Source organism: Shinella sp. 20P9.1.1, assembly GCF_057798995.1.
The window spans coordinates 88,222-102,493 of the sequence record NZ_JBYOLC010000007.1 but is presented as its reverse complement, the minus strand read 5'-3'; the positions used below and the strand labels follow the sequence as shown (position 1 = coordinate 102,493).

The 14,272-nt window shown below is 65.2% G+C and carries 11 protein-coding genes; 6 read left to right on the top strand and 5 right to left on the bottom strand.

What is annotated here, in order from left to right; all coding sequences use genetic code 11:
- Nucleotides 1-9: 9 nt before the first annotated feature.
- The 4 genes from ertC to AC27VQ_RS13985 are packed head-to-tail and all read right to left on the bottom strand — an operon-like array spanning nt 10 to nt 5,294.
- Entirely contained in the window at nt 10-1,098 is a 1,089-nt protein-coding gene (gene ertC, locus AC27VQ_RS14000) for a thiohydantoin desulfurase (RefSeq protein WP_488716741.1), read from the bottom strand.
- Nucleotides 1,098-2,366 carry a Zn-dependent hydrolase gene (locus AC27VQ_RS13995; RefSeq protein WP_488716740.1) on the bottom strand — a complete coding sequence of 423 codons (1,269 nt, stop codon included), beginning with the start codon at nt 2,364-2,366 and terminating at the stop codon, nt 1,098-1,100. Before AC27VQ_RS13995 ends, ertC begins: the two co-directional genes overlap by 1 nt.
- 2 nt (nt 2,367-2,368) lie before the next feature.
- Nucleotides 2,369-3,745, bottom strand: a complete 1,377-nt coding sequence (gene ertD / locus AC27VQ_RS13990; RefSeq protein WP_488716739.1) for a hydantoin-5-propionate amidohydrolase — start codon at nt 3,743-3,745, stop codon at nt 2,369-2,371.
- Between the two features lie 10 nt (nt 3,746-3,755).
- A complete protein-coding gene (locus AC27VQ_RS13985; protein ID WP_488716738.1) occupies nt 3,756-5,294 on the bottom strand; it encodes an aromatic amino acid lyase in 1,539 nt (512 codons plus the stop codon).
- A 167-nt stretch (nt 5,295-5,461) separates the two neighbouring features.
- On the opposite strand from AC27VQ_RS13985, the gene AC27VQ_RS13980 reads away from it, so the two are divergent.
- Nucleotides 5,462-6,616, top strand: a complete 1,155-nt coding sequence (locus AC27VQ_RS13980) for a LysR family transcriptional regulator (protein ID WP_488716737.1) — start codon at nt 5,462-5,464, stop codon at nt 6,614-6,616.
- Here the strand turns inward: AC27VQ_RS13980 and AC27VQ_RS13975 are convergent.
- Entirely contained in the window at nt 6,613-7,587 is a 975-nt protein-coding gene (locus AC27VQ_RS13975) for a GlxA family transcriptional regulator (RefSeq protein WP_488716736.1), read from the bottom strand. The two genes, AC27VQ_RS13980 and AC27VQ_RS13975, sit on opposite strands and share 4 nt — an antisense overlap.
- A 114-nt stretch (nt 7,588-7,701) precedes the next feature.
- Here AC27VQ_RS13975 and bcoG point away from each other — a divergent pair, with 114 nt between their 5' ends.
- The 5 genes from bcoG to AC27VQ_RS13950 all read left to right on the top strand — a co-directional run bounded on the left by bcoG (nt 7,702) and on the right by AC27VQ_RS13950 (nt 14,243).
- A complete protein-coding gene (bcoG, locus tag AC27VQ_RS13970; RefSeq protein ID WP_488716735.1) occupies nt 7,702-8,613 on the top strand; it encodes a 3-dehydrocarnitine:acetyl-CoA trimethylamine transferase BcoG in 912 nt (303 codons plus the stop codon).
- On the top strand, nt 8,610-10,103 hold the full coding sequence (locus AC27VQ_RS13965; RefSeq protein ID WP_488716734.1) for a carnitine 3-dehydrogenase: 1,494 nt from the start codon (nt 8,610-8,612) through the stop codon (nt 10,101-10,103). Before bcoG ends, AC27VQ_RS13965 begins: the two co-directional genes overlap by 4 nt.
- 132 nt (nt 10,104-10,235) lie before the next feature.
- Nucleotides 10,236-11,396 carry an acyl-CoA dehydrogenase family protein gene (locus AC27VQ_RS13960; RefSeq protein ID WP_488716733.1) on the top strand — a complete coding sequence of 387 codons (1,161 nt, stop codon included), beginning with the start codon at nt 10,236-10,238 and terminating at the stop codon, nt 11,394-11,396.
- A 7-nt stretch (nt 11,397-11,403) separates the two neighbouring features.
- Nucleotides 11,404-13,464: an acetate--CoA ligase family protein gene (locus tag AC27VQ_RS13955; protein WP_488716732.1), complete on the top strand. Its 2,061-nt coding sequence runs from the start codon at nt 11,404-11,406 to the stop codon at nt 13,462-13,464.
- On the top strand, nt 13,461-14,243 hold the full coding sequence (locus AC27VQ_RS13950; protein WP_488716731.1) for a carnitinyl-CoA dehydratase: 783 nt from the start codon (nt 13,461-13,463) through the stop codon (nt 14,241-14,243). Before AC27VQ_RS13955 ends, AC27VQ_RS13950 begins: the two co-directional genes overlap by 4 nt.
- Nucleotides 14,244-14,272: the final 29 nt, after the last annotated feature.

Genomic DNA, 14,272 nt, shown 5'->3' with positions numbered 1-14,272 from the left:
AGCTTTGCCTCAAGCGAGAGCGTAGCTCACCAGATCGATGCCCATCGCCTTTTCGACCGAGGGATAGACCGTCGGATCGAGCACGCTGGAAGCGAGCGGGATGATCGACTTCGGCACATGCAGCACGAAAACGCTCATGCCGACCTCGAGCTGGCCGACGCTCAGCGGCTCGCCCTCGGGCGACAGCGTGGTGATGACATCGGGGAAGGTCGCAAGGCGTTTTCCGTCCGCCGATTCCACCGCCATATATTCGTTCATGACATGCAGCACTGAGGCGGTGTCGCCCTTGCCGACCGTCACCGTGCCGATATCGAAGGCCTCCTTAGTATAGACCACCGACTTGTCGGTGATCACGCCCTCGGAGAGGATCGCGCCGCCGGTCGTCTTGACGATGGCGTCGATGATCGCCGAGCCGCCCTTGCCTTCCGCCGCGATGATCGCCTCGCCAAGCGTCAGCGCCAGCGAGATGCCGCCGAGCGCCGCATTCTTGCGCACATAGGAGGCGCGCAGCGGGTTGCGGCAGGAGGCGATGAAGCCGCCGGACATATCGGAGGCGGTGCGCAGGATCGGCGAGACCTTTGCCGTCGCGCCGCGCACGACGAGCTCGATGTAACGGTTCTCGTCGCGATTGCCGCCGACGGCCGTCTGGATCATCTGCTCGGGTGAGCCGGCCATGCCGATCGAGCCCATGTCGCCGGTCGGATGCGCACGCATGTCGCCCACGGCATCCAGAACCTTGGTGCCGAGGATGGCCGAGGGCAGCCAGCCGTTCAGCGTCGAGGACTTGCCGTTCTGGCCGACCATCAACGCTGCGACTTTTTCGCCGAGCGCCTCCTGCAGAAGCTCCACCGCCTTCACATAATCGACGCCGCGCATTTCCCAGGGCGTGGTCGAGGCCGGGGCGCCGATGGCGGCAGCCGTCGCCACCCAGTCGTCATCGGAGAGTTCATCGATGGAGACGAGTTCCGGCTTGCCGATCGACACCGCGGCATAGCCGAGCATGCGCCCATGATCGGCCCAGCCGCCACCGCCGGCGGCATAGACCGAGCCGCCCTTGACCGCCGCCTCGACGTCTTTTTCCTTTAAAATCCGGCCCATTAGACGCTCTCCTGACTCAATGTCTCATCCAGCTGAATCACTGCATTAAAAAGCACCGCCGCCCCGAGCGCGATATCGTCGGTCTCGGCAAATTCCTCCGGCGCATGGCTGCGACCGCCAAGGCACGGCACGAAAATCATCGCCGACCGCGTCACTTTCGCCATGAAGGCGGTGTCGTGCCCCGCGCCCGAGGCCATCCGCCGATGGCTGGCGCCGGCCGTCTCGCAGGCCGCGTCCAGCACATCGAGCAGCAGCGGATCGCCCGGCGTCGGCATGTTGTCGGAGATGCGGCGCGGCGCGGCGATGGCGGTGCCGGTCTCCCGCGCGATCCCATCGGCAAGCTGATCGACCGAGGCGACGAAGAGGTCCATCGCATTGCGCTCTTCCGCCCGCGCATCAATCAGCAGGCGGGCGCGCGACGGCACCACATTGGCGGCATTCGGTTCGATGGAGAATTCGCCGACCGTCGCCGTGAAATGGCCCGGCCCTTCCGAGAGCGATTTCGCCAGCGCCTCGATGCCCGAGACCAGCCGGGCAGCGGCGGCTAGCGCATCGGCGCGCGATCCCATCGGCGTCGTGCCGGCATGATCCGCCCGGCCCTCGACAATGATCTCGATGCGCGTGATCCCGGCAATCGCCGTCACCACGCCGATATCCAGCTTTTCGGTCTCCAGAACCGGCCCCTGCTCGATATGCAATTCGAGAAAGGCCGCGATATCCTTGCGCGCTTCGGCGGCAATACGCGCGGGATCGCCGCCGACAGCGCGAATACCCTGCTCCAGCGTCAGCCCGTCCCGCTCGCGCGACAGCCAGTCCGCAGGCAGCACGCCGGCCATCCCTCGGCTGCCGATGCAGGAGACGCCGAAGATCGAGACCTCCTCGGCAAGGAAATCGACGACCTCCAGATCGTGATCCAGGTCGATGCCCTTATCGGCCAGGGCCTGCGCCACTTCCAGCGCCACCGCGACACCGGCAATGCCGTCATAACGCCCGCCATCCGGCACCGTGTCGGAATGCGAGCCGAGCATGATCGTGCCGAGACCGGACTTTTTGCCCGGCCGCCGGGCAATGAGATTGCCAGCGGCATCCACGCGTGTCTCGAGCCCCGCGGCCCGAAACCTTTCGTCGAGAAAATCCCGCCCCGCCGGGAACAGAGCGGTAAAAGCACGCCGCGTGTAGGGCCGGCCGGGCTCAGTGAGCTTGGCCAGCCCGTCGATCACATCCGCGATGCGCGCGGGATCGACCGGCAGATTGCTCGCGCGGGCCATGATCAGGCCCCCGTAGAAACGAGTGTCGGCAGCGGGCGCACGAAGGCGCCGGTGCCGGGTTCGGAAAGCACCTTCGTGCCGTCGAAGGCGAGTTTCCCGCGCAAATAGGTCGCGGAGACACGCCACGGCAGCCGGATGCCGTGATAGGGCGACCAGCCGACGACATTGTTGCCGCTTGCCGCCGCGTCATAGGTATAGGGCTCGGGCGTCAGCACGGTGATGTCCGCATCCTTGCCGGCTTCCAGCGCACCCTTCACATGGTCGAGCCGGAAATGCCGGGCCGGGTTCAGCGTCATCAGTTCGGCGGCGCGCGTCAACGGAATGCCGCGCTCCAGCGCACCCTTGACGAAGAGCGGCACCATGACCTCCAGCCCCGGCACGCCGGAGGCATTCGCCAGCATGTCCGGATTGGTCTTGCGGTCCTCCGACCAGCTGACATGGTCCGTCGAAACCAATGTGACATTGCCCGCGGCGACATGGCGCCAGAGCTTTTCCACCTCGGCGCGCGGGCGGATCGGCGGATTGATCTTCGCCTTGCCGCCAAGCCGGGCGACGTCGTTCTCCTCGTCGAGAACAAGATAGTGGATGCAGCATTCGATGGTCGCGCGAAAACCCTGCGCACGATAGGCCGCGGCGATCTCGTAGCCGCGGCCGAGCGAGCAATGCACGACATGGGCCGGGCAGCCCGTTTCGGCACCGGTTTCATAGATCTGGTTGGAAGCGAGCAGCTCCGTCAGCGGCGGTCGCGACAGGCCGTGCGCGCGGTAATCGGTTATACCCGCCGCCTTCACCTTGACGATCGCCGCGCGTACCGCCTCGTCGTCCTCGTTGTGCACACCGGCCGTCAGCCCCGTCGGCGCGATGGCACGAAAACAATCCTCCAGCAGTGCCGCCGGAATGCGCGGAAAGCGCTTCGGATCCGTGCCGAAGGTGGAGAACTTGAAGGCCGCGACGCCCGCCTCGACCATTTCGGCGATGCGCGCCGGTCCTTCCTCGGGATCGACGGTGCCATAGAGCGCGAAATCGACACGCGCCTGCGGCGATGCATGATCCACCTTGATCTTCACCGCCTCGGCCGAGCAGACGAGATTGCCCTCGTCATAGGGCATGTCGACGATGGTGGTGACACCGCCGGCCGCCGCCGACCGTGTTGACCAGATGAAATCCTCCTGGTTCTTCTGCGAGAGCGAGTGGACCTGCGCATCGATGGCACCGGGCAGGATCAGCGCGCCGGAGAGGTCGTGCCGCTCCTTGGCCGCCGGCATCGCGCCCTGGCCGACATGCACCACCTTACCGTCACGCACCGCGACATGGCCGCCTTCGACGATGCGGTCCGGCAGAACCACGGTGCCTTTCAGAACGAGATCGAAATCGGCCATCGGAATATCCTCAGGGTTTCAGGGCAAAGAAGCTGTCGACGTCAGCCATCGGCGCAGCATCGACGAAGGCGGCGAGCGCTTCGGGGCTGGCAAGGTCGCGGTCGAGCGCCTCGATTTCGGCGGAGAGCGGCCGGTCCTTGCGGTAGAAGGGGCTGATCGCCCGCGTACGCTGGTAGGCGACGGCGGCAACGCCTTCGACATTGTCGCCGGAAAGATCGATCGCCTGGGCGGAGAGCATGGCTTCCAGGGCCGCGAGCTGGCGCAGGTCCCGCACCTGGCTTTCCATGCGCTCAACGATGAGCGGCAGGAAGGTCGCCTCCTCCTCCAGCCCGCCGGCCACCACGATGGACTGCGCCGAGATCGGCACGGCCAGAGACTGGATGCGCATGTAGAGTTCGACAGCCAGCTTCAGCAGTGGGCCGAACCCCGTGGCCGCCTCGCCGGGGGCAACGAGATTGACCGGCAGATTGCGGCGCACGCCGTTGGACAGCAGCACGCAGCGGTTCAGCACATTGCGGGCAAGATGGGCAAACCCGGTCTGCGCCGCCTCGACATAGAGCGTGGTCGAGAGCGGCAACGAGCCGCCCGAGGCCATGACGTGATTGTCCATCACGACGGGGTTGTCGTCCGACTGTGCCGTCGCCTCGACGAGCCGCTCGGCGGCGGTCATCAACGTATCCAGGCACGCGCCGAAAACCTGGGCCGTCATGCGCAGGCTCAGCGGATCGTGGATGGCCGACGGCTTCGGCCAGTGACCGGAGGTCGCCTGCGCCTCGAACCAGGTGCCGGCCAGCGCCTCGCCATGGGCCGAAAGCCTTGCGGCCACCCGCCACGGATCGGCCGAAGCGCCGAGCGCCAGCGACGAGAGCACGCCCGTCACCATCAGATTGCGGATCGCCTTTGCCGCCTCGCGCACCACATTGGCGGCGGCGGCGTGCGAGATCGCGTTGACGCTGAGCGCCGCCAGCGCATCGCGCGGCTGCATAAGGTATGGTTTCAGGCCCGCACGCTTCAGCGCTTCCGGCGCCGGCAGGCGCTCGCCGCCATACCAGGCCTCGCCCTCGCCGGTCATGACGGCGGCGATCTGCCCCATCAGGCCGATATCGGCGCAGCCCATCGAGCCATGCCGGCGCACGACGGGCACCACGTCCTTTTCGAGCAGCGCCAGGAAGGCATCGATCAGCTCCGGGCTACAGCCGGAATAGCCGCCGAGCGCGGTGTTGACGCGGATCGCCATCGCCTTGCGCACGATGGGCAGCGTGAAGGGCTCGCCGGTGCCGAAATGGTGGGCCTTGACGAGATTGTTGTTGAACTCGACGAGATCGTCCGCCGTCCAGAGCTTGTCCTTCATCGACCCGACGCCGGTATTGGCGCCGTAGATCGGCAGGCCCGTGGCGAGACGGTCGGTGATCACAAGACGCGACGTGCCGACACGGCCCATGCCGATCTCGCAGGCCACCGGACGCCGCGCACCCGTGCCGATCGCCTCCAGCGTGGCGAAATCGAGCGGTTGGCCGGTAAGATAGAGCGTATCGGCGGAAGCGAGCATGTTTCAAAGAGCCTGTTTTTCCGAGGCAATACCGAGGCAGTCAGATGCGGTTTGCATCAGGAATTGCGTGTGGATGTTATGCGGAACCTGAACGGAGCGTATATCCCAAAACCCGCACGGTTCATGCTATAGGTCGAACAGCCAGGAAGAAGCCGAAGGACCCGCCCGTGGATCTATCCACTCTCTGCCTTGTGCACAGCATTCTCGAAGAACGCGGCATCCGCAGGGCAGCGGTCGCCTGCCGCCGCCCGGCCTCCAGCGCAAGTGCCGCCCTTCGGCGGGTCGAGACCGTGTTGTCCGTGCCGCTGGTGCGCCGCGATGGCCAGGCCCTTGTGCCGACTCTCGAGGCGGAAGCCCGCCTGCCGCGCTTCGCCGAGATCGCCCGCGCCGCCGCGGCACTCACCGCGCTCGGCGACGGCGACGGCACCATCCCGCTCACCGCCCTCGCCCGTTTCGCAGCCACGGCCCGCGCCGGCAGCATCAACGCCGCCGCCAAAAGCCTCGGCCTCGGCCAACCGCAACTCACCCGCCAGCTCAGCCATCTGGAAGCGGCCATCGGCTGCAAACTGCTCGACCGTTCGGCATCCGGCATAAGCTGCACGCCTGAAGGCCTGGAGGCGCTCGTGCTTGCCGAAGGCATCGGTGCGGCCTGGGAACAGCTCTTCGCCGCCTCCGCCGAGCGCTTCCGCCGCAGCGCCGCCACCTGGCGGCTCGGCACGATCATTCCCTTCGGCCACGAAAGCGAGATCGCCGCCATGCTGGCGCGTCTTGCCGTGGAATGGCGAAGCGCACGGCCCCGCCAGCCGCTCTTTCTGTCCTCCACCACCGCAGACGAACTCGTCTCCGGGCTCAAAAATCGCCGCTTCGACCTGATCCTGCTCGACACGGACCGCTTTCCCGCTGAATTCGACGGACAGCTGATCGGCCGCTCTCAACTGGCCCTCGCCGCCCCGCGCGCGCTGGACAACGCCGAGCGGCAGGACCTCGCCGCCCTGCTGCGCCGCTATCCCATCGCCGTTCCAAGCCCGAGGAGCGGACTGCGCCAGATGACGGACCGCTTTCTGGAAGCGACCCTTTCTCCAGCCGAACGTTCACGCCTGACGCTGGTCGAGGTCGATTCAATCCCCGTCATCATCAATCTCGTGCTGGACCACGGCCATCTCTCGGTGCTGCCGGAACACTCCGTCGCCAATATCACCCCACCGCCGACACTGCTCCCGCTCGACGCCGCCTACCAGCAATCCCTTAGCCTCGTCTGGCCGCGCGACGCGCTCTCCCGGCAGGCGGCGGAGACGATGGTAAAGCTGCTCGCGAAGTCCTAACCCTTAGCCCCCGCCCTCAGCCGCCGCCGGGTCTCCGTCGGGCTCTCGTGATAGTGCGCGCGGTAGCTGCGCGAGAAGGCGGAGGAGGAATTGAAGCCGGTGAGCGCGGCGATGTCGGCGAATTCGGCTTTGGTCTCGATGACCTTGCGCCGGGCGGCGTTGAGGCGCAGCGCCAGATAGTGCTGGTGGGGGGCAACGCCCATCGATTCCTGGAAGAGATCCTGGAGATGGCGGGCGCTGATGCCGACGCGCTTGGCGAGCCGCGTCAGGGTGAGCGGCGCATCCACCGTCTCCTCCATCAGCCGCACGGACTGGCTGACGCGCTGGTCGGCGACGCGCATGTTGCCGAGCGCCGGCACTTGCAGAAGACCACCCGTGCGCTCGTGTTCGTAGATGAAGAGCCGCGAGACTTCGAGCGCCAGCGAATAGCCCTGCCGGCGGCGGATGATCTCCAGCATCAGGTCGAGCGTCGGCAATGAGCCGCCGGTGGTGATGCGTTTGCCGTCGATGACGTAGCGCTCGCGCATGACCGCGATTTGCGGATAGCGCGAGGCGAATTCCTCCATGTCCTCCCAGTGAACAGTCACGGAATGACCGTTGAGCAGGCTCGCCTCGGCAAGCAGCCAGCTGCCCGATTCGATGCCCGCCATCATGGAGCGGTAGCGCGACGTCTGCGAAAGCTGGCGTCGCAACAGAGGCGTTGCACTCATCTGCCATTGATAGCTCGAGAGCACGAAGAGCGGATGGACCTCCTTCTCCGGCCGGAACACGCCGTCGACGGGCACGGGAATGCGGCTGCGCGTCTCCACCGGCGCGCCATCCGGCGAGAAGATGCGCCAGCGATAGAGGTCCTGGCCGGAGATGCGGTTGGCCGCGCGCAAGGGTTCGATCACCGAGGCGACGAGGATGAGGTTCGTCTCGGGCAGCACGAGAATATCGATGTCGAGTGTATCGGCGGATGGATCGAGCATGGCGGCATCCTGCTTTTTCATCTCTCGAATTGTCAAGGATGGATCCGAAAAGTGAAAGCACTGCGCCTTCTCTTGGCTCGTAATGGACCCAACAAGAATTCTGGGAGAGACCACATGCCCTTAGCCATGAACCGTGATGTCTTCATCACCTGCGCCGTCACCGGCTCCGGCGATACCGCCGGCAAATCGCCCCACGTTCCGCGCTCGCCCAAGCAAATCGCCGAATCGGCCATCGACGCCGCCAAGGCGGGTGCTGCCGTCGTGCACTGCCACGTCCGCGATCCGGAAACCGGCGCACCGAGCCGCCGCAACGACCTCTATCGCGAAGTGACCGAGCGCATCCGCGATGCGGAAGTCGATGTGGTGCTGAACCTTACCGCCGGCATGGGCGGCGACATGATCTTCGGCAACACCGAACAGCCGCTGCCGCTCAACCCCGTCGGCACCGACATGGTGGGCGCGACCGAGCGTGTTTCGCATGTCGCCGAATGCCTGCCGGAAATCTGCACGCTCGATTGCGGCACGATGAACTTCTCGCTCGGCGACTACGTGATGACCAACACGCCGTCGATGCTGCGCGCCATGGGCAAGATGATGACCGATCTCGGCGTGCGCCCGGAAATCGAAGCCTTCGACACCGGCCATCTCTGGTTCGCCAAGCAGCTGGTCGAGGAAGGCGTGATCGAGGATCCGGTCCTCATCCAGCTCTGCATGGGCATTCCGTGGGGCGCGCCCGACGATCTCAACACCTTCATGGCGATGGTCAACAACGTGCCCGCCAACTGGACGTTCTCGGCCTTCTCGATCGGCCGCAACGCCATGGCCTATCCGGCAGCGTCCATCCTTGCCGGCGGCAATGTCCGCGTCGGCCTGGAAGACAACCTCTATGTCGGCAAGGGCCAGCTCGCCACCAATGCGCAGCTCGTCGAAAAGGCCGTCAACATTGTCGAAAGCATGGGCGCCCGGATCATCGGCCCGGCCGAAGTGCGCGAGAAGCTGAAACTCCAGAAGCGGGCACCGAAATGAGCCAGATCAACAAGGCAGCCTGCGTCGGCGGCGGCGTCATCGGTGGTGCCTGGGTCGCGCGCTTCGCGCTCGCCGGCATCGACGTCAAGATTTTCGATCCTCATCCGGAAGCCGAGCGCATCATCGGCGAGGTGATGGCCAATGCCGAGCGCGCCTATGGCATGCTCACCATGGCGCCGCTGCCGCCGAAGGGCAAAGTGACCTTCTGCAAGAGCTTGGAAGAAGCCGTCCAAGACGCTGACTGGATTCAGGAAAGCGTGCCGGAACGCCTGGAGCTGAAGCGCGGCGTCATCACCCAGATCGACGCGGCAGCAAAGCCCGATGCGCTGATCGGCTCGTCCACCTCGGGCCTGATGCCGACCGACCTGCAACGCGACATGAAGCACCCCGAACGCCTGTTCGTGGCGCATCCCTACAATCCCGTCTATCTGCTACCGCTCGCCGAACTCGTCGGCGGCGAGAAGACGAGCAAGGCGACGCTTGAAGCGGCCAAGGCCAAGCTCGCGCCGATCGGCATGAAGGGCGTGATCATCAAGAAGGAAATCGAAGCCTTCGTCGGGGACCGCCTGCTCGAAGCCGTCTGGCGCGAAGGCCTCTGGCTCATCAAGGACGACATCTGCGACACCGAAACGCTCGACGACGTGATCCGCTATTCGTTCGGCATGCGCTGGGCGCAGATGGGCATGTTCGAGACCTACCGCATTGCCGGTGGCGAAGCCGGCATGCGCCACTTCCTCGCCCAGTTCGGTCCCTGCCTGTCCTGGCCGTGGACGAAGCTCACCGATGTCGTCGATCTCAATGACGAACTGGTCAACAAGATCGCCGACCAATCGGATGCCCAGTCCGGCGCACGCGGCATCCGCGAGCTGGAGCGCATCCGCGACCAGAACCTCGTCGGCATCATGCATGCGCTCAAGGCCGGCGACGATGGCAAGGGCTGGGGGTCGGGCAAACTGCTCGCCGATTTCGAGGAACATCTCTGGGCCAAGGCCGGCAAGGCGAAGGTCGAGGTTTCCGCAAGCGAACCGCTGCGCCTGGTTGACACCAAGGTCAATGCGGCCTGGGTCGATTACAACGGCCACATGACGGAGCACCGCTATCTCCAGCTGTTCGGCGACACGTCGGACGCGCTGCTGCGGTTGATCGGCGTCGATTTCGCTTATGTCGAGGCCGGCCACAGCTACTACACGGTGGAAACCCACATCCGCCATCTCGGCGAAGCCAAGCTCGGCCAGGCGCTCTATACGACCCTGCAGATTCTCGCGTCCGACAGCAAGCGCCTGCACTACTTCACCCGCATCCACGACGCGGCGACCGGTGATGTCATCGCCACCGCCGAGCAGATGATGCTGCATGTCGACAGCAAGGCGGGCAAGAGCGTCGATGCGCCGGCGGAGGTGCTGGCGGAGATCAAGCTGATCGCCGACGCCCACGCCAAGCTGCCGACGCCGGATGGAGCCGGCCGCAGCGTCGGGCAGAAGCGCGCCTGATGCCATCACCCGGACGCCGAGAGGAACGGCGCCCGGCGTGACACATTCAGTCTCTCCCGGCCTTCGGGGGAGACGCCCGCCAAGGGCATGGCCGCGACAGGCGGCCAGCAAAAGAATTCGAGGGGGAATGCCATGAATTTCGCATTGACCGACGAGCAGCAGATGATCGTGGATACGGTCCGCTCCTTCGTCGAAACGGAAATCTATCCGCACGAAAACGAAGTCGAGCGCACCGGCCATGTCCCGCCGGAACTCGGCCAGGAAATCGCCCGCAAGTGCAAGGAAATCGGCTTTTTCGGCTGCAACATGCCCGAAGAGGTCGGCGGCGCGGGCCTCGACCATACCTCGTTCACGCTTGTCGAGCGCGAGCTTGGCCGCGGCTCCATGGCGCTCACCGTCTTCTTCGGCCGCCCCTCGGGCATCCTGATGGCCTGCAACCACGCGCAGCGCGAACAGTATCTTCTGCCGGCCGTGCGTGGCGAAAAATTCGATGCGCTCGCCATGACCGAGCCGGATGCCGGCTCGGACGTGCGCGGCATGAAGTGTTTTGCCCGCAAGGACGGCGATGACTGGGTCGTCAACGGCACCAAGCATTTCATCAGCCATGCCAATATCGCCGATTTCGTCATCGTCTTCATCGCGACGGGCGAGGAAGACACGCCACGTGGCAAGAAGAAGCTGATCACCTGCTTCCTCGTCGACCGCGGCACGCCGGGCTTCGAAATCCGCAACGGCTACGAGTCGGTGTCGCATCGCGGCTACAAGAACTGCATTCTCAATTTCGATGAATGCCGCCTGCCCTCTTCACAGATCCTCGGCGAAGTGCACAAAGGCTTCGACATCGCCAATGACTGGCTCTACGCGACCCGCATCACGGTCGCGGCAACCTCGGTCGGCCGCGCCCGCCGCGCCTTCGATTATGCCTTGAACTACGCCGCCGAGCGCAAGCAGTTCGGCAAGCCGATCGGCGCAAACCAGGGCGTTTCCTTCAAGCTCGCCGACATGATCACCGAAATCGACGCCGCTGACCTTTTGACGCTCAACGCCGCCTGGCGGCTCGATCAGGGCCTGCCGTCGAACCGCGAGATCGCCTCGGCAAAGGTCTATGCCACGGAAATGTTGGCTCGCGTCACCGACGAGGCGATCCAGATTTTCGGCGGCATGGGCCTGATGGACGACCTGCCGCTCGCCCGTTTCTGGCGCGATGCGCGCGTGGAGCGCATCTGGGACGGCACGTCGGAAATCCAGCGGCACATCATCAGCCGCGATCTGCTGCGGCCGCTGGGAGCGTAATCAGAGAATGGTACGCTCCCTCGACCGTCTGATCCGGCCCAAATCCATCGCCGTCTTCGGCGGCAAGGAAGCGCGGCGGGTGATCTTCCAGTGCGACAAGATGGGCTTTTCCGGCGAGATCTGGCCGGTGCATCCGCGTGAGGACGAAATCCTCGGCCGCAAATGCTACCGCTCGGTCGCCGACCTGCCCGGCGCGCCGGATGCCTCCTTTGTCGGCGTCAACCGCGAACTGACCATCGGCATCATCCGCGATCTCTCCGCCCGCCGCGCGGGCGGCGCCGTCTGCTATGCCTCGGGTTTCCGCGAGGCCGTCAGCGAACTTGCCGATGGCGACGACCTGCAAAAGGCGCTGGTGGAAGCGGCCGGCGACATGCCGATCCTCGGGCCGAACTGCTACGGCTTCATCAACATGCTGGACGGCGCCCTGCTTTGGCCCGACCAGCACGGCATGCTGCGCATCGACAAGGGCGTGGCCGTTCTCACGCAATCCTCCAACATCGCCTGCAATGTCTCGATGCAGCAGCGCGGCCTGCCGCTCGCCTATATTCTGACGGCCGGCAATCAGGCGCAGACCGGCCTTGCCGACCTCGCCTGCGCCGTTCTCGAAGACCCCCGCGTCACCGCCGTCGGCCTGCATATCGAAGGTTTCGACAGCCTCGAATCCCTGGAGCGACTGGCCCTCCGTTCGCGTGAACTGAAAAAGCCGGTCGTCACCCTCAAGGTCGGCAAGTCCGAACAGGCGCAGCTCGCCACCGTCTCGCACACCGCCTCGCTTGCCGGCAACGACGCCGTTTCTTCCGCCCTGCTCGCCCGCCTCGGCATCGGCCGTGTCGAAACGCTGCCGGAACTTCTGGAAACGCTGAAGCTGCTGCATGTCGCCGGTCCGCTGCCGAACTACGACATTTCCTCCATGTCCTGCTCTGGCGGCGAGGCCTCGCTGATGGCGGATGCCGGGGTGAAGCGGAAAGTCGGATATCGCGACCTCAAGGATTTCCAGCGCCAGCCGCTGCGCGAAACGCTCGGCCAGATGGTGACCATCTCCAACCCACTCGACTACCACACCTTCGTCTGGGGCAATCGCGAGAAGCAAACCGACGCTTTCACGACGATGATGAAGGGCGACTACGGCCTGAACCTCGTCGTGCTCGATTTCCCGCGCCTCGACCGCTGCGACGCCGCCGACTGGATCACCACCTGCCACGCCGTCATCGATGCCTCCAAGGCTTCTGGCGCCAATGCCGGCATCGTCGCCTCGATGGGTGAAAACATGCCGGAAGCGACCGCCGAGATGCTGATGCAGAACGGCGTCGTGCCCCTCTACGGCATCGAGGAGGCGCTGGCCGCCGCCGACGTGGCCGCCGGCATCGGCGAAGCCTGGTCGAAACCACAGTCCGCCCCCCTGCTCAAAGCCGCCGCAGGGGAAGGCGAAGCCGTTACACTGAGTGAACACGAGGCCAAGCAGGCGCTCGCCGCTCATGGCCTGCCCGTTCCGCAGGGGCTCACCGCCGACACGGCGGAAGCTGCTGCCGATGCCGCCGAAGCACTCGGTTTCCCCATCGTGCTCAAAGGTCTCGGCGTCGCCCACAAGACGGAAGCGGGTGCGGTGAAGCTCAATCTGGCGAACCGCGCGGCCGTTCTGGAGGCCGCCAAGGCCATGGCGGGCGTCGCCTCCGGTTTTCTCGTGGAAAAGATGGTGGGGAAACCCGTCGCCGAACTCATCGTCGGTGCGATGCGCGATCCGGTCGCCGGCCCCGTGTTGACGATCGGCGCCGGCGGCATCCTCGTCGAATTGCTTGAAGATTCAGCAATTTTGACGTTGCCGACCGACGAGAAGACGATCCGCGAGGCCCTTTCCGGCCTCAAGATCGCCAAGCTGCTGAACGGTTATCGCGGCGGCCCGAAGGGCGATATCGACGCGCTTGTCGCCGCCGTCGCATCAGCGGCATCCTATGTCGTTTCAAACGCTTCAATAATCGAAGAACTGGACGTTAATCCCATAATGGTGCTGCCTGCTGGCGACGGTGTCGTCGCGGCCGACGCGCTGATCCGTCTGAGGAAAAACCCATGACCGGACCGATAAGACAGCGCCGCGAAGGCGGCATTCTGGAAGTCACGATCGATCGCCCCAAGGCGAACGCCATCGATCTCGCGACCAGCCGCATCATGGGCAAGATTTTTGCCGACTTCCGCGACGACGACAGCCTGCGCGTCGCCATCATCACCGGTGCGGGAGAGAAATTCTTCTGTCCGGGATGGGACCTGAAGGCCGCAGCCGCGGGAGACGCCGTGGACGGCGACTACGGCATCGGCGGTTTCGGCGGCATGCAGGAACTGCGCGATCTCAACAAGCCGATCATCGCCGCCATCAACGGCATCTGCTGCGGCGGCGGCTTTGAAATCGCGCTCTCGACGGACCTCATCCTCGCCGCCGAGCACGCGACCTTCGCGCTGCCGGAAATCCGCTCCGGCACGGTTGCGGATGCCGCCTCGATCAAGCTGCCGAAGCGCATTCCCTATCACATCGCGATGGACATGCTTCTGACCGGCCGCTGGCTGGATGTGCAGGAGGCGCATCGCTGGGGCTTCGTCAACGAGATCCTGCCGGCCGACAAGCTGCTCGACCGCGCCTGGGAGCTGGCGCGCCTGCTCGAAAGCGGTCCGCCGCTCGTCTATGCCGCCATCAAGGAAGTCGTGCGCGCCGCCGAGGGCGACACCTTTCAGGGCACCATGAACAAGATCACCAAGCGGCAGTTCCGCACGGTCGATATTCTTTATTCCAGCGAGGATCAGCTCGAAGGTGCGCGCGCCTTCGCCGAAAAGCGCGATCCCGTATGGAAAGGACGATAGGAGCGCGCCCCTGCATCGGGCGCAATCCA